The sequence below is a fragment of the Pseudomonas sp. PAMC 26793 genome, from assembly GCF_000313235.1.
Lineage (GTDB): Bacteria > Pseudomonadota > Gammaproteobacteria > Pseudomonadales > Pseudomonadaceae > Aquipseudomonas > Aquipseudomonas yamanorum.
The window spans coordinates 39127-56823 of sequence record NZ_AMXG01000021.1; the positions used below are offsets into that span (position 1 = coordinate 39127).

Here is a 17697-nt window from a genome sequence, read left to right on the forward strand (position 1 = left end):
GACTGTCGCGTGTTCGGTTGTACGCCCACCCCTTGCCCCTGGGTTTTTATTGTTCAACGAGCCAACAACCAAGGCTCAAACCCGCATGCGAGCCTGAGCCATCAATCCTTTGTACTGCTTATTCGGCGGAGACCACGCTGGGTTGCCCCAGGTTGGCCATGCGCACACTGTTCTGCACTTGTGCAACTTCGCTCGGCGAGCCGATCGGCCCCATGCGCACACGGTGCAAGGTTTGCTGGTTACGCACAATAGAGCTGATAAACACCGGCGCACTGACCATTCCGCTGAGCTTGGACCTTAACAGCTCTGCCGCGTCAGGGTTGGCGAAAGCGCCCACTTGCAGGTACTGGCCGCCCACAGCAGAGGCTCCCGGCGCTGCACGGGGAATGACGACCGTGTCCGGGGCATGCTGCGCCGGTGGTGGCGTCCACTGTTCGATCTTGCCGGCCGAAGCGGTCACTTGCGGTTGCGGGGTTTGCGGCTCGTTAAGCATCAACGGCGCCGGCTTGCCACGCTGGGCCCAGTACTGCGCCGGGTCGATGCCTTCAACCTTCACGCGCGCCGTGCCGATCTCGGCATACCCAAGCTTCTTCGCGGCGGCGTAGGACAAGTCGATGATCCGGTCCGAATAGAACGGCCCACGGTCATTGACCCGCAGGATCACCGAACGGTTGTTGTCCAGGTTGGTCACGCGTACATAGCTGGGCAGCGGCAGAGTCTTGTGCGCCGCGCTCATGCCGTACAGGTCATACACTTCGCCGTTGGCGGTGTTCTGGCCATGGAATTTGGTCCCGTACCAGGACGCCGTACCCGATTGCACGTAGGTCTTGGAGTCTTGCAGCGGGAAGTAGTTTTTGCCCAGCACGGTATAAGGGTTGGCCTTGTAAGGACCAGTGTGCAGGGTCGGCGTGGCATCCGGGATCTTCGACACATCCACATCCCACCACGGCGCGCCGTCTTTGTGGGCCCGGTTGATATCCAGCCCCGGTTGGGAGCGGATGGCCGTGCCACCGGACTTTTGCACCGGTGCACGACTGGTGGAGCAACTGACCACCAATAACGACAATGCGGCGTAAGCCACCAGCTTCAGGGGTTTGTACATCGGTGATACCGGCATTACTTGACGCCCCGTGCTTGGACCAGCATGTCTGACAGCTGATGCACGGCCATGGCGTACATCACACTGCGGTTATAACGCGTGATTGCGTAGAAATTCTTCAGGCCCATCCAATATTCCGGGCCATTTTCGCCTTCGAGGCGGAACGCCGTCACCGGCATATCATCGCGTGGCGCATTCTGACTCGACCAGCCCAGCGCCCGCAACTCCCCCACTGTCTTGACGGGCTCGATACCCTGGGTCAGGCCTTCGTCGGCGCGGTCACCGGTCACATCGGCGCGAATCACCACCGGCTCGCCGGCTACCCAACCGTGACGCTTGAAGTAGCTGGCGACGCTGCCGATGGCGTCATCGGGGTTGCTCCAGATATTGATATGGCCGTCGCCGTCGAAATCCACGGCGTAGGCGCGAAAGCTGCTCGGCATGAACTGCGGCAAGCCCATGGCGCCGGCGTAGGAGCCCTTGAGGGTCAACGGGTCGACCTGCTCTTCACGGGCCAACAACAGGAACTCGCGCAGCTCTTTGCGGAAAAAATCGGCGCGCGGCGGGTAATCAAAGCCCAGGGTCGACAAGGCGTCGATCACCCGGTAGCTGCCGGTGTTGCGGCCGTAGAAGGTTTCGATGCCGATGATGGCCACGATCACTTGGGCCGGCACCCCGTATTCCTGCTCGGCGCGGGCCAGTACGGCTTCGTGCTGGCGCCAGAAGTCCACACCACGCGCCACGCGGGCGTCGGTCAGGAACATCGGGCGATATTCCTTCCACTGCTTCACGCGTTCGGCGGGCCGGGAGATGGCGTCGAGGATTGCCTGCTTGCGCTGGGCCTCGCGGAACACGCCCATCAGCTGTTCACCGGCGAAACCATAGTCACGGGTCATCTCACCGACAAATTCGGCGACCTGGGGCGAGCCGTCGTAGTCGCCAGCCTGCGCTTCCTGCACAGCGGCCCCCAGCAGGCCCAACAGGCCCATCCAGGACACGTGCCGAGCAGCCCAGCCGCGCATTACTTGCATTGACATCTTCACCTTATTCAAACCTGTGCGATCCACTTACGATGGGTATGGATCGACATCAAAACCCCAAACGCTGACATCAATGTCACCAGCGAAGTTCCGCCGTAGCTAATGAACGGCAACGGCACCCCAACCACCGGCAACAGGCCACTGACCATACCGATGTTGACGAAAACGTAAACAAAAAACGTCATGGTGAGGCTGCCGGCGAGCAATTTGCCGAACAGCGTTTGCGCCTGGGCAGTAATCACCAGGCCGCGACCGATCAGCAGCAAGTAAATCAGCAACAGTGCGCAGATGCCCACCAGGCCGAACTCCTCGCCCATCACCGCGATAATAAAGTCGGTGTGGCTTTCCGGCAAAAAGTCCAGGTGCGACTGGGTGCCCAGCAGCCAGCCCTTGCCGAATACGCCGCCGGAACCGATGGCGGCCTTGGACTGGATGATGTTCCAGCCGGTGCCCAGCGGATCGCTCTCCGGATCGAGGAACGTGAGGATTCGCTGCTTCTGATAGTCGTGCATGAAGAAGAACCACATGGCCACGGCCACCGGCACGGCGGCGGCCAACACGCTGAGGATCCAGCGCCAGCGCAGGCCCCCCATGAACAGCACGAACGCGCCGCCCGCGAGGATCAGCAGCGAGGTGCCAAGGTCGGGCTGGCGCACGATCAGGATAAACGGCACCCCGATCAATATCAGGCTGATGCCCACGTGCTTGAGCTGCGGCGGCAATGTGCGTTTTGACAGGTACCAGGCGATGGTCGCCGGCATCAGGATCTTCATGAATTCCGACGGCTGGAAGCGAATCACCCCCGGGATGTTGATCCAGCGGGTGGCACCCATGGCGTTGTGCCCCATGACATCCACCACCACCAGCAGCAACACCCCGGCGACGTAACCCAGCGGCACCCAGCGCGCCATGAAGCGCGGCTCCAACTGAGCGATCACCACCATCGACAACAGGCCCAGGCCAAACGAAGACGCCTGTTTGATCAGCAGGTCCCAGTTTTTGCCACTGGCCGAATACAAAACAAACAGGCTGCCGGCCGCCAGGGTCAGCAGCAGGATCAGCAACGGGCCATCAATGTGCATGCGCTGCAGCAAGGTGGCGCGACGGCGCATCACATCCTCGCTGGAGAGGATGCGGTCAAAATTACTCTTCACGGGCCGTAGCCTCCACGCTGGATGGGGTGCCGCCATATTCGGGCTTGAGCTTGCCGTCTTCGGTCAACAGCCAGGCATCCATGACTTGACGCACCACGGGCGCTGCCACGCCGGAACCGGACTCACCGTTCTCGACCATCACCGCCACGACGATCTTCGGGTTGTCGGCCGGGGCAAAACCGACGAACAAGGCGTGGTCACGGTGGCGCTCCTGAACCTTGGAGCGGTCGTACTTCTCGCCCTGCTTGATCGCGACCACTTGGGCCGTACCGCTCTTACCGGCAATCCGGTATTGCGCGCCGACCGCCGCTTTACGCGCGGTACCCCGGGCGCCGTGCATCACTTGCTGCATGCCGTGGTTGACCTTGATCCAGTCGGACGGGTCGCGCAGCACAATATCGGGAATCGGGTTTTCATCCACCGGGCGTTCACCCTCGATGGTCTTGGCCAGGTGCGGACGGTTCCATACACCCTTGTTGGCCACCAACGCAGTGGCCTGGGCCAGTTGCAGCGGCGTGGCCTGCATATAGCCCTGGCCGATCCCCAGAATCAGGGTTTCACCCGGGAACCACGCCTGACGACGGGTTGCTCGCTTCCACTCGCGGGACGGCATCAGGCCCGGGGATTCTTCGAACATGTCCAGGGAGACTTTCTGACCGAGGCCGAATTTACCCATGTACTCCGACAGCCGATCAATCCCCAGCTTGTGGGCCAGGTCGTAGAAGTAGGTGTCGTTGGACCGCATGATCGCCGTGTCCAGGTCCACATAGCCGTCGCCGGTACGGTTCCAGTTACGGTATTTGTGATCGTAGTTGGGCAGCATGTAGTAGCCGGGGTCGAACACGCGACTCGACGCCGTGACCACACCCGAGTCCAGGCCGGCAATGGCCACCGCCGGCTTGATGGTCGAGCCTGGTGGATACAGGCCGCGCAGCACGCGGTTGAACAGCGGCCGGTCAATGGAATCCCGCAGCTCGGCGTAGGCCTTGAAGCTGATCCCGGTGACAAACAGGTTCGGGTCAAAACTGGGCTGACTGACCATCGCCAACACTTCGCCCGTGCTCGGGTCCAGCGCCACCACGGCACCCCGACGCCCGCCCAGGGCCATCTCCGCCGCTTCCTGCAACTTGATGTCCAGGCTCAGCACGATGTCCTTGCCGGGCACCGGGTCGGTGCGCTTGAGCACCCGCAGCACGCGGCCTCGGGCGTTGGTCTCGACTTCCTCGTAACCCACCTGGCCGTGCAGTTCCGGCTCGTAGAAACGCTCGATGCCGGTCTTGCCGATATGGTGGGTGCCGCTGTAGTTGACCGGGTCGAGGGTCTTGAGCTCTTTCTCGTTGATTCGGCCCATGTAGCCGACCGAATGCGCGAAGTGCGCCCCTTGCGGGTAATGCCGCACCAACTGCGCCACCACTTCCACACCTGGCAGTCGGAACTGGTTCACCGCGATCCGGGCGATCTGCTCTTCGGTCAGCTCGAACAGGATCGGCACCGGCTCAAACGGCCGGCGCCCCTGCTTCATGCGTTTCTCGAAGATCACCCGGTCTTCCGGCGTCAGTTGCAGCACCTCGACGATCACATCGAGGATCTGCTGCCAATCGCCGGAACGTTCGCGGGTCATGCTCAGGCTGAAGCTGGGCCGGTTATCCGCGACCACCACGCCATTGCGGTCGAAAATCAGCCCACGGGTCGGCGGAATCGGCTGCACGTGCACCCGGTTGTTTTCCGACAATGTGGAGTGATAGTCGTACTGGATCACCTGCAGGAAATACAGGCGCGCAATCAGCACCCCCAGTAACGTCACCACCAAAATCGCGCCAAACACCACCCGCGCGCGTACAAGACGTGCGTCTTTCTCGTGGTCCTTGATGCGGATCGGCTGGGTCATCAGGCAGGGCGCAGATTATTTGTGGTAAGGGTGCCCGGACAGAACTGTCCAGGCGCGATACAGCTGTTCACCGATCAGAATTCTTACCAGCGGGTGCGGCAGTGTCAGGGGCGACAGCGACCAGCGCTGATCCGCCCTCGCACACACTTCCGGCGCCAGCCCCTCGGGGCCGCCGACCATGAAGTTGACCGTGCGCGAATCCAGGCGCCAGCGATCCAGTTCCACCGCCAACTGCTCGGTGCTCCAGGGCTTGCCGTGCACTTCGAGGGTCACGATCCGCTCGTTGGGCCCGACCTTGGCCAGCATGGCTTCGCCTTCCTGACGGATAAAGCGGGCCACGTCGGCATTCTTGCCCCGGGTGTTGAGCGGTATTTCCACCAGTTCCAGCGCCAATTCGGATGGCAGGCGCTTGGCATATTCATGCCAGCCTTCTTCCACCCACTTGGGCATGCGTGAACCGACAGCGATCAGACGCAGGCGCACAGCCGTTCCTTATTCCTGGTCTTTGTTGAGCTTGTCGAAGTGCGCGTGGCCGACTTCAGGGCTGTGGTGCTTGCCATCCGCGGCACGGCTCTGCTCGGCGCCTTTCCACAGACGCTCCAGGTCGTAGAACTGACGGGCGTTGCTGGTCATCATGTGAACGATCACGTCGTCCATGTCCAACAGTACCCAGTCGCTGTCGCCCTTGCCTTCTTCACCCAATGGCTTGACGCCCTGGGCTTTGACCGCTTCGCGAACCTTGTCCAGCATCGCGCCGATCTGGCGGTTGGAGGTACCGGTGGCGATGATCATGAAGTCGGTGATGCTCTGCTTGTCGCGCACGTCCAGGACTTGAATGTCCTGAGCCTTCACGTCTTCCAGGGCAGCCACGGCAACCTTGACCAGCTCTTCGCCGGCCAGCTCAGGGCCGGTGTGGGCTTCTACTGGCAGAGGAGCGCTCTTGAACGTGCCTTTGCGCTTAACTTTGCTTACGTCTTTGTTCGTCATATAAAACTCGTTTTGCTCGTATGTTCGGGCGCTCGCTGCACGACTGTTCGTGCGTTCAAGCGCGCCTTTTCAGTTCGACGCACGGTAAAGCCCGTGCGCATCGATGTAGGCCAGGACCGCGTCAGGCACCAGGAAACGTACCGACTTCCCGCTGGCCAGCAGTTGACGGATCTGGGTGGCAGACACCGCAAGCGGGGTTTGCCAGACGAATGCAATATTCCCGCTCGGCCCGGTCAGGGCCAAAGGGTCACTTACCGACCGCGCTGCCAGCAGGTTGCGCAAGGCATCCGGCGATTCTGCGTCGGCATCCGGGCGTTGCAGCACCAGGATGTGGCAATGCTGGAGCAACTCTTCCCAGCGGTGCCAAGTGGGCAGGCCGCAAAACGCGTCCCAGCCCAAAAGTAGAAATAACTGGTCATCCGCGGCCAACTCGGCCCGCATCAGTTCCAGGGTGTCGACAGTGTAGGACGGTTTGTCGCGCTTGAGTTCGCGGTCGTCCACCACCAGCGGTGCAATGCCGGCCACCGCGAGGCGAACCATCTCCAGGCGTTGCTGCGCAGAGACCTGCGGCGTGTCGCGATGGGGCGGCCGGGCGTTCGGTGCCAGGCGCAGCTCATCCAGCCCGAGGGCGTCCGCGACTTCCAGCGCGCTGCGCAAATGGCCGATGTGCACGGGGTCGAAGGTGCCGCCGAGCAGCCCGATGCGTTTACCCATCAAGTGCGCACATGACCGTCACCGAACACCACGTACTTCTCGCTGGTCAGCCCTTCCAGGCCAACCGGGCCGCGTGCGTGGAGCTTGTCGGTGGAGATACCGATCTCCGCCCCCAGGCCATACTCGAAGCCGTCGGCGAAGCGCGTCGAAGCGTTGACCATCACCGAAGCGGAATCCACTTCGTTGAGGAAACGTCGGGCGTCGCTGAAATGCTCGGTGACAATGGCGTCGGTGTGCTTGGAGCCGTATTGGTTGATGTGTTCGATGGCCTGGTCCAGGTCGTCGACGATGCGAATCGACAGGATCGGCGCCGTGTATTCGGTGTACCAGTCTTGCTCGGTGGCTTCGATCACGTCGCTGCCGAGGATCGCCCGGGTACGTTCGCAGCCACGCAGTTCAACGCCCTTGTCGCGGTAGATGGCAGCCAGCGGCGGCAGCACGCGATCGGCAATGCCGGCGTGCACCAACAGGGTTTCCATGGTGTTGCACGGGGCGTAGCGATGGGTCTTGGCGTTGTCGGCAATGCGGATCGCCTTGTCGAGGTCGGCGGCGATGTCGATGAACACGTGGCAGACGCCATCCAGGTGCTTGATAACGGGCACCTTGGCATCACGGCTCACGCGCTCGATCAGGCTCTTGCCGCCGCGCGGCACGATCACGTCGACGAATTCAGGCATGGTGATCAGCGCGCCAACGGCGGCGCGGTCGGTGGTCTCGACCACTTGCACCACTTCGGCCGGCAGCTCGGCCACGGCCAGGCCCTGCTGAATGCACGCGGCGATGGCACGGTTGGAATTGATGGCCTCGGAACCGCCCCGCAGGATGGTGGCATTGCCGGACTTGAGGCACAGGCTCGCGGCGTCGATGGTCACGTTCGGGCGGGACTCATAGATGATGCCGATCACGCCCAGGGGCACGCGCATCTTGCCCACCTGGATACCCGAGGGCAGGTAGCGCATGTCGCGGATTTCACCGATGGGGTCAGGCAGCTTGGCCACCTGACGCAAACCTTCGATCATGTCGTCGATGCGCGCCGGCGTCAGCGCCAGGCGATCCAGCAATGCAGGCTCCAGACCATTGGCCCGACCGTTGGCCAGGTCTTGCTCGTTGGCAGCGGTCAGCTCGGAGCGCGAGGCATCCAGAGCGTCGGCGGCCGCCAGCAAGGCGCGGTTCTTCTGCGCAGTGCTCGCACGGGCGATCAACCGCGAAGCCTGACGGGCAGCGCGACCCAGGCGGGTCATGTAGTCAAGAACGGACTCAGTCATGGTCTGGTGGGGTCTTGGCAAAGAGGAAAGCGGCAGATTATAGCTGTGACGCCGTCCTACGGACAGCGGTGAGGGGCGGATGGTCGAAATGAACTGCAAAAACCCGACGTTCAGCGGGAATTAAGGCTGGAGTTGTTATCATCCTGTCACATTTAGCCGTATTACCTTTGATCGCCATGTCCAGTTTTTCGCCACTGATCCTCGCCAACGCCCTGCCCGACGGCTTTTTCGACCGTGACGCGCAACTGCTCGCGCGCGAACTACTGGGAAAAGTCATTCGCCATCGTGTCGGCGATTTGTGGCTGTCGGCGCGAATTATCGAAACCGAAGCCTATTACCTCGCCGAAAAAGGCAGCCACGCGTCCCTCGGCTACACAGAAAAGCGTAAGGCTTTGTTTCTGGATGGCGGCCACATCTATATGTACTACGCCCGTGGCGGTGACTCGCTGAACTTCAGCGCCCACGGCCCGGGCAATGCGGTGCTGATCAAATCGGCCTATCCGTGGGTCGACGAAGTGTCTGGCCCGGCCAGCCTGGCGCAGATGCTATTGAACAACCCGGATGCCAGCGGCAAGCCGCGCCCCTCGCAAAAGCTGTGTGCCGGCCAGACCTTGCTGTGCAAGGCGCTGGGTTTGAAGGTACCGATGTGGGATGCCAAGCGCTTTGACCAGGAGCGGCTCTACGTGGAAGACGTGGGGCTGGCGCCGGCGCAAATCATCCAGACCACCCGGCTGGGCATCCCCGGCGGACGCGATGAACACCTGATGTACCGCTTCGTGGATGCCGGTTATGCGCCGTATTGCACACGGAACCCGCTGCGCCGGGGCCAGGTCGAAGGCCGCGACTATTTTTTGATTTGAAACACACTAGCCCCCTGTAGGAGCGGGCTTGCTCGCGAAGCACCCGAGAGCGCCGCGCTAAACCAGATAGCCCGCGTTAGCGTTAACGACCTTCGCGAGCAAGCTCGCTCCTACAGAGGAGGCAATATTCACAAAGGGAGTTTGATTGTATGGGCCCATGGCTCGATGGCATTACCGGCTGGCTGACCCTGAACCCGCAATGGCTGGCCGTGGCGGTGTTTATCGTGGCGTGCGTGGAGTGCCTGGCCATTGCCGGCCTGATCGTACCGGGCACGGTGTTGCTGTTTGCCATCGCCGCACTGGCCGGCAGCGGCGCACTGTCCCTGGGGGAAACCCTGTTGCTGGGCTTCCTCGGTGGCGTGGTGGGCGATGTGGCTTCCTACTTCCTCGGTCGTCATTTCCACCAGAACATCCGGCGCCTGCCCGGCCTGCGGCATCACCCTGAATGGATGAGCGGCGCTGAGACTTACTTCCACAAATACGGCATTGCGAGCCTGCTGGTAGGACGCTTTATTGGCCCGCTGCGGCCGATGTTGCCGATGGTTGCGGGCATGTGCGACATGCCCTTCCCACGCTTTGCTGCCGTGAGCCTGCTGGCCGGCGCGGGATGGTCGGTGGCGTATCTGCTGCCGGGCTGGGCCACCGGCGCAGCCTTCCGCCTGCCACTGCCCGAAGGTTTCTGGCCGGAGGCCGGGATTGTCGCCGCGAGCCTGGCGGTGCTGATCGGCGTGAGCCTCAACAGCAGCCTGCGCGGCCACCGACGCGCCACCCTGTGGATTGGCTGCATCGGCGGCACATTGCTGCTCGCGCTGTTTATCGGCTATCCCTACCTGAACGACTTTGACCAAGGCTTGATGGCGCTGGTGCAGGAACACCGCGGCCCGGCGATTGATCGGGCGATGGTGATGGTGACCCAGCTCGGCGAGTTCAAGAAGATGTTTGTAGCCAGCGCCGTGTTGACCGGCCTGCTGGTAGTGGCGCGGCAATGGCGCCAGGCAATCTTTGTCGGCGCCACCCTGCTGGGCGCTGCGCTGATCAATACCGGCACCAAACTGTTTTTTGCGCGGATGCGCCCTGAAGTGCTGACCGACCCGCTCACCAGCTTCAGCATGCCCAGCGGCCATGCGTCCGGCTCGTTCGCATTCTTCCTGGCATTGGCAGTGCTGGCCGGCCGTGGTCAGCCGACCCGCCTGCGCCTGACCTGGCTGGTGCTCGGCTGCATCCCCGCCGCCACCATCGCCATCTCCCGGGTCTACCTGGGCGCGCATTGGCCAACAGACATTCTGGCCGGCACTCTGCTGGCAATGACGGTCTGCGCCTTCAGCCTGACGTTAAGCCAGCACCGCAGCCCGCTGCCACCGATGCCGCCGAAAGTCTGGTGGCTGATCTTGCCGGTGTGTGGCGCGGTACTCGGGTTCATTGCGTTTACCGGCACCTCTCACGCGCTGCTCAGGTACGCCTACTGAGTAAACAATTCACCTTGCAGCTCATCCAGTAATAGCTGAATCGCATCCAGCCGCTGTTGCGGGTCATCGAGTTGCAGCAGGTCGATCTTGTCGGCTTCGGTAAAGGGCAGCAGGTAGGCCAACTGATTGGCCAAGGCCTGCTGGCCATCGGCGTGGGTGCCCATGTCCAGGGACGCCACCATCGGGTGCTCGGCCAGAGCATGGAGCAACGCCAACAAGTCGGCGTCTTCCTCTTCCAGGGGCTGCTCGGGATGTTCGTCCAGCCATTGCACCTCAGCCACCAGCAGTTGGTCTTTCTGCACACCGGCATCACGCACACGGAAGCGCCGACCGCCCTCGACCCGAATCCCCAGCAGGCCATTGTCCTGCTGCTTGAAGTCGCGGATCAGCGCTTCGCAGCCAATCAACGCGTAGCCATCCGGCGCCAGCCCGACCTCCTTGCCGTCGAGGATGCACACCACGCCAAAGCTTTCGCCCTTTTTCATGCAGCGGCTGATCATGTCCAGGTAGCGCGCCTCGAACAATTGCAGGTCGAGGGTGCACCCGGGAAACAGCACGGTATTGAGCGGGAAAAGCGCCAGACTCATAAAGGTTTCCTTAAACCCGACTTAAATAACCAGCGACACGGCCAACGGCAAGAACACCGCCGTGGCCACGCCCATCAAACTCATGGCCAACGCCGCAAAGGCGCCGGTCTCTTCGCTTTCCTGCAAGGCCACCGAGGTACCCACGGCGTGGGCGGTCATGCCCAACGCCATGCCGCGCGCCTCGGGGCTGTGCACGCCCAGGCGCGACAAATACGCCGGCCCGATCATCGCGCCGATCACCCCGGTGATCAGCACAAACACCGCCGCCAATGCCGCCACGCCGCCGATTTGCTCGGCCACCAGCATTGCAATCGGCGATGTCACGGACTTGGGCGCCATGGTCATCAGCATCATGTGTTCAGCGCCAAACCACCAGCCCAACAGCACGCACAGGCCGGTAGCCAATACGCCTCCCACCACCAGCGTAGTAAAAATTGGCCAGAACAATTGGCGAATCCGTCGCAGATTCAGGTAAAGCGGCACCGCCAGTGCCACCGTCGCCGGTCCCAGCAGAATGCTCATGATCTCGGTGCTCTTGCGGTACTCGACGTAGGTCAGGCCGCAACTGAGCAACACGCCGATCACCAGCAGCATCGACACCAGCACCGGCTGCAGGAAAATCCAGCGGGTTTTCTCGAAGCCCGCCAGCACCAGCTGATAGGCGCCGAGGGTGATGCCGATGCCGAACAGCGGGTGATGAATGACCGCCGTCCACGCGCCGTGCCAGTCGAAGATCATTGATCCTTCTCCTTGCGCTTGACCATCTGCTGCATCAGCACGCCGACAAAGCCCATGGCGATCACCAGCGACAACACCAACGCGCCGACGATGGCCCAGAAGTCGGCGGCGATGTCCTTGGCATACACCATCACGCCGACCGCAGGTGGCACCAGCAGCAACGGCAGATAACGCAGCAGACTGCTGGCCGCCAGGCTCAAGGGCTCACCGACTTCACCGCGCCACACCAGGAAGGCCAGCATCAACAGCAGCCCGATAATCGGCCCCGGCAACACCGGGACAAACAAATGATTGATCGCCGTGCCGAGCAATTGAAACAGCACCAGCCATGTCAGACCGCGTAACAGCATCCGTTCTTCCCCCCAAAAGCGTGTCGGCATTATAAGCACGCCGCCTCTATGGAACGGCATTCGCCAAAAGCATGGTGGGTTGACCGGGCCAAGTGCCCATGATGATCTACATTGGTTCTCTGGACCTGTCCAAAAATACAAAACGATGAAGCCAACCGAGCAAAGAAGGAGAGTCGCAATGCCCTCAGTACCCGTAGAGCAACTCAAGGATTATGTCGGCAAGGAACTGGGACGTTCCGCATGGCTCACCATCGACCAGGAGCGCATCAACCTGTTCGCGGAGGCCACCGGCGATTTTCAGTTCATCCACGTCGACCCGGTGAAAGCCGCCAAGACGCCGTTTGGCAGCACCATCGCCCACGGTTTCCTGTCGCTGTCGCTGATACCCAAGCTGATCGAAGACATCCTGATCATGCCCGAAGGCCTGAAAATGGCCGTCAACTATGGCCTGGACAGCGTGCGCTTCATCCAGCCGGTGAAGGTCGACTCCAAAGTGCGCCTGGCCGTGACCCTCACCGACGCCACCGAGAAAAAACCCGGGCAATGGCTGCTTAAGGCCACCTGCACCCTGGAAATCGATGGCCAGGAGAAACCGGCGTATATAGCCGAGTCGTTGTCACTCTGCTTCGTCTGAGCCTGGCTGTGGTGAGCCCGCCTGCTCACCACAATTCATGTAAATTTATGTATAGATCTCGCAGCTGCGGCATACTCGGCGCTCAATTATCCGGATCCCGCTATGCGCCCACTCGCTCCCCTTGCTCTTGTCCTGTTGCTCTCCGCGTGCGGCGACGGCGAATCGCTGTTGCCGCCCGATGCGCGGCTGCCCGATGGCGGTCGTTACCGTGGCGATGTGGTCAATGGCTTGCTGCAAGGCCAGGGCCGAGTGGACTACCCCAACGGCAGCTGGTACGCCGGCCAGTTTGATAAAGGCCAATGGCACGGCCAGGGTGAGTGGCATGGCAGCAATGGCGAAGTCTATAAAGGCCAGTTCCAGCAAGGCCTGTTCGACGGCCAGGGCAGCCTGACCACGGCGGCTAACAGCTACGTCGGCGGGTTCAAACAAGGCAAGCGCAACGGCGAAGGCACCCTCAAAGAAGGGCAGATGACCTATCGCGGCGAATTCAAGGACGACCAGTATTCCGGTCTCGGCCGTCTCGAACTGGCCGACGGCAGCCAGTACCAGGGCCAGTTCGCCCACGGCAAGCCCAACGGCGAAGGCCAGCGCAACGACGACAGCGGCAACCAGTTCAGCGGCCACTTCGTCGATGGCCAGTTGGAGGGCAACGGTACCTTCAACAGCGCCGACGGCGACATGTACATCGGCCATTTCAAACAGAACCAGCTCAACGGCAAGGGCCGTTATGAAAACGCCGACGGCGACGTGTGGATCGGCGAATTCAAGGAAGGCGCCCTCAGCGGCAAGGGCGAACTGATCGGTGTCGACGGCAGCCACTACGTCGGCCAATTCGTTGACTGGCGCTTCACAGGCACCGGCCGCCTGAACCTCACCGACGGCAGCTTTTATATTGGCGGCTTCGACAGCGACAGCTATCAAGGGCGCGGCACCCTGGTGCTCGCCGATGGCACCGTGCAGGCTGGCACCTGGGTCAACGGCATGCGGGTGCGCGACGCCGATGGCAAATTATTGCCTGACCCATTGGAGATCGGCCTGTTTGCCCAGGGTCGCTTACTGGATGAGGCCCTCGCCGCCGTGCCCGCGTCCAAATCGGGCGTGGAGCTGTACAGCCTGGTGGTGGCCGGCGACGGCAAACAAAGCGTATTCCTGCGTGAAGCCGACTACGTCAGCAACATGCTCGCCACCCGCTTCGGCGCCTATGGCCAGATTCGCCTGGTGAACCATCGCGACCATATCGCCGACCGCCCGATGGCCACTCGTGAAAGCCTGCGCCGTGCGGTGCAGACCCTGGCCGAACGCAGTGGCCCGCAAGACCTGGTGTTCATCTACCTGACCAGCCACGGCACCCACGAACACGAACTGGTGCTCGACCAGCCGCGCATGGAGCTGGCCGACCTGCCGGCCGATGAACTGGCCGCCGTGCTGGCACCGCTGAAAAACCGCGACAAGATCATCGTGATTTCGGCCTGCTACTCCGGCGGGTTCATCCCGGCCCTGAAAGACGAACACACCCTGATCATGACCGCCTCGCGGGCCGACCGCGTGTCGTTCGGCTGCTCTGAAGAGGCTGATTTCACCTACTTCGGCGACGCCCTCTTCGCCCAGGCCTTCAACCAGACCGACGATTTGCAGCAAGCCTTCAAGCTGGCGCAGACCCACGTGGCCGAACGCGAACAGGCGGACAACTTCGAAGCCTCCGAACCGCAGATCTGGGCCCCCAAAGGCGTGATCGCCCATTGGCAATTATTACGCAAACAGCAGGCACGAAAGGCGCTCGAAAGCGTCTCAATGAATAGCAAGGAAGCCAAGAGCAACTAAGCTGAATCTGTATAAAGGGGGAAACACCATGTACCTGACGCCTCAGCATATCTTGCTCGCCGGAGCGACCGGCCTGACCGGGGAGCACCTGCTGGACCGTCTGCTCAACGAGCCGACCGTGACCCGGGTGCTGGCGCCCAGCCGCAAGCCGCTGGCGGAGCATCCACACCTGGAAAACCCGGTGGGCGACCCGGCGGTGTTCCTGCCGCAGTTGAGCGGCCAGGTGGACATCGCCTTCTGCTGCCTGGGCACCACCATCAAACAGGCCGGTTCCGAAGCAGCCTTCCGCGCCGTCGACCTGGACATGGTTGTGGCCTTTGCCAAGCGCGCCCGGGAAATGGGGGCGCGGCACCTGATCGTGATCAGCGCGATTGGTGCCGACCCGAAATCCTCGATCTTCTACAACCGGGTCAAGGGCGAGATGGAACAGGCGCTGAAGGCTCAGGATTGGCCGCAGTTGACCATCGTGCGGCCTTCGCTTTTGCTGGGTGAGCGGTTGGAGCCACGCCTGGCCGAGCAACTGGCCGGGCCGTTGTCGCGGCTGATTCCGGGTAAGTATCACGGTATTGAAGTGTGTGAACTGGCGCGGGCAATGTGGCGGCTGGCGCTGGAAGAGCAGAATGGGGTGCGGGTTGTGGAGTCGGATGAGCTGCGCAAGCTCGGCAAGTAACCCGCAATCCAGGCCGAACACAATCAAGATGTGGGAGCGGGCTTGCTCGCGAATGCGGTGGATCAGTCACTGATGCATTGACTGACACTGCGCATTCGCGAGCAAGCCCGCTCCCACATTGGATTTCTGTTAATCCTGATATTAAGTACTAGAGCCCGCCCGTCGCGTTAAACCCAACCCCCAACACCGTCAGCACCGACAGCGGCAACAGCAGCGTGTCGAGCAGCGCGCTGGCCGGCAGGTCCACATGGGGATAGCTCGGCGCCTCGGCTCCGAAGCGGTCCATCGCGCAGCACCCACCCTGAATGGCATACATATCCAGGCGCGTCCCGGCATACACCACCGGCGCACCGGGTTGCGCCGCGTCCAGCGTGCGCGCCGTCGCGCACCCCGTCAGCTGCAGCGCCAGCAAGGCTATCAGTAGTTTATTCATCACTGCTCAAATGGTGCTCGCCCCAGCGCGGCAGCATGTCCTGGGGAATGTTCAGCAGGTTGAGAATCCGCGCCACCACAAAGTCCACCAGGTCATCGATGGTCTGCGGCTGGTGATAGAAGCCCGGCGACGCCGGCAAGATGGTCACGCCCATGTTCGACAGCTTGAGCATGTGCTCCAGGTGGATGCTCGAATACGGCGCTTCGCGCGGCACCAGTATCAACTGGCGACGCTCCTTCAAGGTCACGTCCGCCGCGCGCTCGATCAGGTTGTTGCAGGCCCCCGTGGCAATCGCCGACAAGGTCCCGGTGGAGCACGGCACCACCACCATCGCGGCCGGCGCGCCGGAGCCCGAGGCCACCGGCGACATCCAGTCTTCCTTGCCATAGACCTTGATCTGCCCCGCCGCCGCACCGGTGTACTCGGTGAGGAAGGCTTGCATCATCTGCACCTTGGGCGGCAACGCAACATCGGTCTCGGTGGCCAGCACCAGTTGCGCGGCCTTGGAGATCAGGAAGTGCACCTCACGGTCTTCGCGCACCAGGCAGTCCAGCAGGCGCAAGCCATAGGGCGCGCCAGACGCGCCGGTCATCGCAAGGGTGACGCGTTCCGGGCCGCTCACTTGAGGGCCTCGGCGAGTTTGCCGTGCAGACCGCCGAAGCCGCCGTTGCTCATGATCACCACGTGGGTGCCGGGCTTGGCCTGGTGCTTCACGTGCTCGATGATGCCGTCCAGAGAGTCGCAGCAAATCGACGGTACGGTGCACAGCGCGGCGATGGCGGGCAAGTCCCAGCCGAGGTTGGCCGGTGCATACCACACAGCCTGGTCTGCATCGTTCACGCTTTCCGGCAAACCATCACGGTGGGCGCCCAGCTTCATGGAGTTGGAGCGTGGCTCGATAATCGCGATTACCTGGGCGTCACCCACGCGCTTGCGCAAGCCATCCAAGGTGGTGGCGATGGCCGTCGGGTGGTGGGCAAAGTCGTCGTAGATGGTAATCCCATTCACTTCGGCGACCTTTTCCATACGGCGCTTGACGCTCTTGAATGCGCTCAAGGCAGCGATGCCCATGGATGGCACCACGCCGACATGCCGCGCGGCCGCCAGGGTGACCAAGGCGTTGGCGACATTGTGCTGGCCCGTCATGTCCCAATCGACGATGCCTTGGGCGACGCCTTCGAACAGCACTTCAAATTTTGAACCGTCTTCACTCAGCAGCTTGACCTGCCATTGGCCGCCCGCGCCGGTGGTTTGTACCGGAGTCCAGCAGCCCATCTCGATGACCCGCTGCAGGGCTGGCTCGGTGGTCGGGTGAATCACCAGGCCTTCGCTGGGAATTGTGCGCACCAAGTGGTGGAACTGCCGCTCGATGGCCGCCAGATCGGGGAAGATATCCGCGTGATCGAACTCCAGGTTGTTCAGGACCGCGGTGCGCGGGCGGTAGTGAACGAACTTGGAACGCTTGTCGAAGAACGCGCTGTCATATTCATCGGCTTCGATGACAAAGAACGGGGTATCGCCGAGGCGCGCCGACACCGAGAAATTCTGCGGTACGCCGCCGATCAGGAAGCCCGGGCTCATGCCCGCATGCTCCAGCACCCAGGCCAGCATGCTGCTGGTGGTGGTCTTGCCGTGGGTTCCGGCAACCGCCAGCACCCAACGGCCTTGCAACACGTGGTCTGCCAGCCATTGCGGGCCAGACACGTAAGGCAAACCTTTATTCAGTACGTACTCGACCGCCGGGTTACCGCGGCTCATGGCATTGCCGATCACCACCAGGTCCGGGACCGGGTCGAACTGCGCCGGGTCGTAGCCTTGGGTCAGCTCAATGCCCTGGGCCTGCAGTTGCGTGCTCATGGGTGGGTATACGTTGGCATCGGAGCCAGTAACATGATGGCCCAGTTCTTTGGCGAGGACCGCCATCGAGCCCATGAACGTGCCGCAAATACCGAGAATATGAATGTGCATAGTCGACCTCGTAAAACATCGAG

19 protein-coding genes are annotated in these 17697 nt (G+C 62.1%); 5 read left to right on the plus strand and 14 right to left on the minus strand.

Features of this window, described 5'->3' with window-relative positions; translation table 11 throughout:
* Window positions 1–118: 118 nt before the first annotated feature.
* From D109_RS0106715 to D109_RS0106750, 8 genes are all read right to left on the minus strand, one after another.
* The gene (locus D109_RS0106715; protein WP_026077822.1) at window positions 119–1117 is read right to left on the minus strand and encodes a septal ring lytic transglycosylase RlpA family protein; all 999 of its coding nucleotides are present in this window, start codon (window positions 1115–1117) and stop codon (window positions 119–121) included.
* Window positions 1117–2130, minus strand: a complete 1014-nt coding sequence (mltB, locus tag D109_RS0106720) for a lytic murein transglycosylase B (RefSeq protein ID WP_017476254.1) — start codon at window positions 2128–2130, stop codon at window positions 1117–1119. Before mltB ends, D109_RS0106715 begins: the two co-directional genes overlap by 1 nt.
* A gap of 17 nt (window positions 2131–2147) precedes the next feature.
* Entirely contained in the window at window positions 2148–3251 is a 1104-nt protein-coding gene (gene rodA, locus D109_RS0106725) for a rod shape-determining protein RodA (RefSeq protein ID WP_050543221.1), read from the minus strand.
* Between the two features lie 31 nt (window positions 3252–3282).
* Window positions 3283–5181 carry a penicillin-binding protein 2 gene (gene mrdA, locus D109_RS0106730; RefSeq protein WP_017476255.1) on the minus strand — a complete coding sequence of 633 codons (1899 nt, stop codon included), beginning with the start codon at window positions 5179–5181 and terminating at the stop codon, window positions 3283–3285.
* Between the two features lie 15 nt (window positions 5182–5196).
* The gene (gene rlmH / locus D109_RS0106735; protein ID WP_003185785.1) at window positions 5197–5664 is read right to left on the minus strand and encodes a 23S rRNA (pseudouridine(1915)-N(3))-methyltransferase RlmH; all 468 of its coding nucleotides are present in this window, start codon (window positions 5662–5664) and stop codon (window positions 5197–5199) included.
* A 9-nt stretch (window positions 5665–5673) separates the two neighbouring features.
* Window positions 5674–6168, minus strand: a complete 495-nt coding sequence (gene rsfS / locus D109_RS0106740; protein ID WP_003215432.1) for a ribosome silencing factor — start codon at window positions 6166–6168, stop codon at window positions 5674–5676.
* Between the two features lie 69 nt (window positions 6169–6237).
* Window positions 6238–6882: a nicotinate-nucleotide adenylyltransferase gene (gene nadD / locus D109_RS0106745; protein WP_003215431.1), complete on the minus strand. Its 645-nt coding sequence runs from the start codon at window positions 6880–6882 to the stop codon at window positions 6238–6240.
* The gene (locus D109_RS0106750; RefSeq protein ID WP_026077823.1) at window positions 6882–8147 is read right to left on the minus strand and encodes a glutamate-5-semialdehyde dehydrogenase; all 1266 of its coding nucleotides are present in this window, start codon (window positions 8145–8147) and stop codon (window positions 6882–6884) included. The genes nadD and D109_RS0106750 overlap by 1 nt, the downstream gene beginning before the upstream one ends.
* A gap of 176 nt (window positions 8148–8323) precedes the next feature.
* On the opposite strand from D109_RS0106750, the gene D109_RS0106755 reads away from it, so the two are divergent.
* Window positions 8324–9007: a DNA-3-methyladenine glycosylase gene (locus D109_RS0106755; RefSeq protein ID WP_017476257.1), complete on the plus strand. Its 684-nt coding sequence runs from the start codon at window positions 8324–8326 to the stop codon at window positions 9005–9007.
* Window positions 9008–9156: 149 nt separating this feature from the next.
* Window positions 9157–10473 (plus strand): bifunctional DedA family/phosphatase PAP2 family protein, encoded by a 1317-nt coding sequence (locus tag D109_RS0106760; RefSeq protein WP_017476258.1) that lies wholly within the window; start codon window positions 9157–9159, stop codon window positions 10471–10473.
* Here the strand turns inward: D109_RS0106760 and D109_RS0106765 are convergent.
* Genes D109_RS0106765 through D109_RS0106775 form a run of 3 tightly spaced genes read right to left on the minus strand, consistent with a single transcriptional unit; the run spans window position 10467 to window position 12148 of the window.
* Complete coding sequence (locus D109_RS0106765) at window positions 10467–11060, minus strand: LON peptidase substrate-binding domain-containing protein (protein ID WP_017476259.1); 594 nt, start codon at window positions 11058–11060, stop codon at window positions 10467–10469. The genes D109_RS0106760 and D109_RS0106765 overlap by 7 nt on opposite strands.
* Window positions 11061–11081: 21 nt before the next feature.
* Complete coding sequence (locus D109_RS0106770; protein ID WP_017476260.1) at window positions 11082–11798, minus strand: LrgB family protein; 717 nt, start codon at window positions 11796–11798, stop codon at window positions 11082–11084.
* A complete protein-coding gene (locus D109_RS0106775) occupies window positions 11795–12148 on the minus strand; it encodes a CidA/LrgA family protein (protein ID WP_017476261.1) in 354 nt (117 codons plus the stop codon). The genes D109_RS0106770 and D109_RS0106775 overlap by 4 nt, the downstream gene beginning before the upstream one ends.
* A gap of 178 nt (window positions 12149–12326) precedes the next feature.
* On the opposite strand from D109_RS0106775, the gene D109_RS0106780 reads away from it, so the two are divergent.
* The 3 genes from D109_RS0106780 to D109_RS0106790 all read left to right on the plus strand — a co-directional run bounded on the left by D109_RS0106780 (window position 12327) and on the right by D109_RS0106790 (window position 15273).
* Window positions 12327–12782 (plus strand): MaoC family dehydratase, encoded by a 456-nt coding sequence (locus D109_RS0106780; protein WP_017476262.1) that lies wholly within the window; start codon window positions 12327–12329, stop codon window positions 12780–12782.
* Window positions 12783–12884: 102 nt separating this feature from the next.
* Complete coding sequence (locus D109_RS0106785; protein WP_017476263.1) at window positions 12885–14603, plus strand: C13 family peptidase; 1719 nt, start codon at window positions 12885–12887, stop codon at window positions 14601–14603.
* A gap of 28 nt (window positions 14604–14631) precedes the next feature.
* Window positions 14632–15273: an oxidoreductase gene (locus tag D109_RS0106790; protein ID WP_017476264.1), complete on the plus strand. Its 642-nt coding sequence runs from the start codon at window positions 14632–14634 to the stop codon at window positions 15271–15273.
* A 148-nt stretch (window positions 15274–15421) separates the two neighbouring features.
* Here D109_RS0106790 and D109_RS0106795 read toward each other — a convergent pair whose 3' ends face one another.
* From D109_RS0106795 to mpl, 3 genes are read right to left on the minus strand one after another with little or no spacing between them, the layout of a single operon-like run.
* Window positions 15422–15706, minus strand: coding sequence for a YceK/YidQ family lipoprotein (locus tag D109_RS0106795; RefSeq protein WP_017476265.1), 285 nt, complete (start codon window positions 15704–15706; stop codon window positions 15422–15424).
* The gene (gene ubiX, locus D109_RS0106800; protein ID WP_003219402.1) at window positions 15699–16328 is read right to left on the minus strand and encodes a flavin prenyltransferase UbiX; all 630 of its coding nucleotides are present in this window, start codon (window positions 16326–16328) and stop codon (window positions 15699–15701) included. Before ubiX ends, D109_RS0106795 begins: the two co-directional genes overlap by 8 nt.
* Window positions 16325–17674, minus strand: a complete 1350-nt coding sequence (gene mpl / locus D109_RS0106805; RefSeq protein WP_017476267.1) for a UDP-N-acetylmuramate:L-alanyl-gamma-D-glutamyl-meso-diaminopimelate ligase — start codon at window positions 17672–17674, stop codon at window positions 16325–16327. Before mpl ends, ubiX begins: the two co-directional genes overlap by 4 nt.
* Between the last annotated feature and the right edge of the window lie 23 nt (window positions 17675–17697).

Bases quoted from the DNA above. Each gene is read 5' to 3' on its own strand.
- D109_RS0106795 (WP_017476265.1), bottom strand. From the start codon at position 15,706: ATGAATAAACTACTGATAGCCTTGCTGGCGCTGCAGCTGACGGGGTGC.
- D109_RS0106765 (WP_017476259.1), bottom strand. From the start codon at position 11,060: ATGAGTCTGGCGCTTTTCCCGCTCAATACCGTGCTGTTTCCCGGGTGC.
- D109_RS0106775 (WP_017476261.1), bottom strand. From the start codon at position 12,148: ATGCTGTTACGCGGTCTGACATGGCTGGTGCTGTTTCAATTGCTCGGC.
- nadD (WP_003215431.1), bottom strand. From the start codon at position 6,882: ATGGGTAAACGCATCGGGCTGCTCGGCGGCACCTTCGACCCCGTGCAC.
- mrdA (WP_017476255.1), bottom strand. From the start codon at position 5,181: ATGACCCAGCCGATCCGCATCAAGGACCACGAGAAAGACGCACGTCTT.
- D109_RS0106790 (WP_017476264.1), top strand. From the start codon at position 14,632: ATGTACCTGACGCCTCAGCATATCTTGCTCGCCGGAGCGACCGGCCTG.
- D109_RS0106770 (WP_017476260.1), bottom strand. From the start codon at position 11,798: ATGATCTTCGACTGGCACGGCGCGTGGACGGCGGTCATTCATCACCCG.
- rsfS (WP_003215432.1), bottom strand. From the start codon at position 6,168: ATGACGAACAAAGACGTAAGCAAAGTTAAGCGCAAAGGCACGTTCAAG.
- rodA (WP_050543221.1), bottom strand. From the start codon at position 3,251: ATGCGCCGTCGCGCCACCTTGCTGCAGCGCATGCACATTGATGGCCCG.
- mltB (WP_017476254.1), bottom strand. From the start codon at position 2,130: ATGCAAGTAATGCGCGGCTGGGCTGCTCGGCACGTGTCCTGGATGGGC.
- D109_RS0106750 (WP_026077823.1), bottom strand. From the start codon at position 8,147: ATGACTGAGTCCGTTCTTGACTACATGACCCGCCTGGGTCGCGCTGCC.
- D109_RS0106780 (WP_017476262.1), top strand. From the start codon at position 12,327: ATGCCCTCAGTACCCGTAGAGCAACTCAAGGATTATGTCGGCAAGGAA.
- mpl (WP_017476267.1), bottom strand. From the start codon at position 17,674: ATGCACATTCATATTCTCGGTATTTGCGGCACGTTCATGGGCTCGATG.
- D109_RS0106760 (WP_017476258.1), top strand. From the start codon at position 9,157: ATGGGCCCATGGCTCGATGGCATTACCGGCTGGCTGACCCTGAACCCG.
- D109_RS0106755 (WP_017476257.1), top strand. From the start codon at position 8,324: ATGTCCAGTTTTTCGCCACTGATCCTCGCCAACGCCCTGCCCGACGGC.
- D109_RS0106715 (WP_026077822.1), bottom strand. From the start codon at position 1,117: ATGCCGGTATCACCGATGTACAAACCCCTGAAGCTGGTGGCTTACGCC.
- D109_RS0106785 (WP_017476263.1), top strand. From the start codon at position 12,885: ATGCGCCCACTCGCTCCCCTTGCTCTTGTCCTGTTGCTCTCCGCGTGC.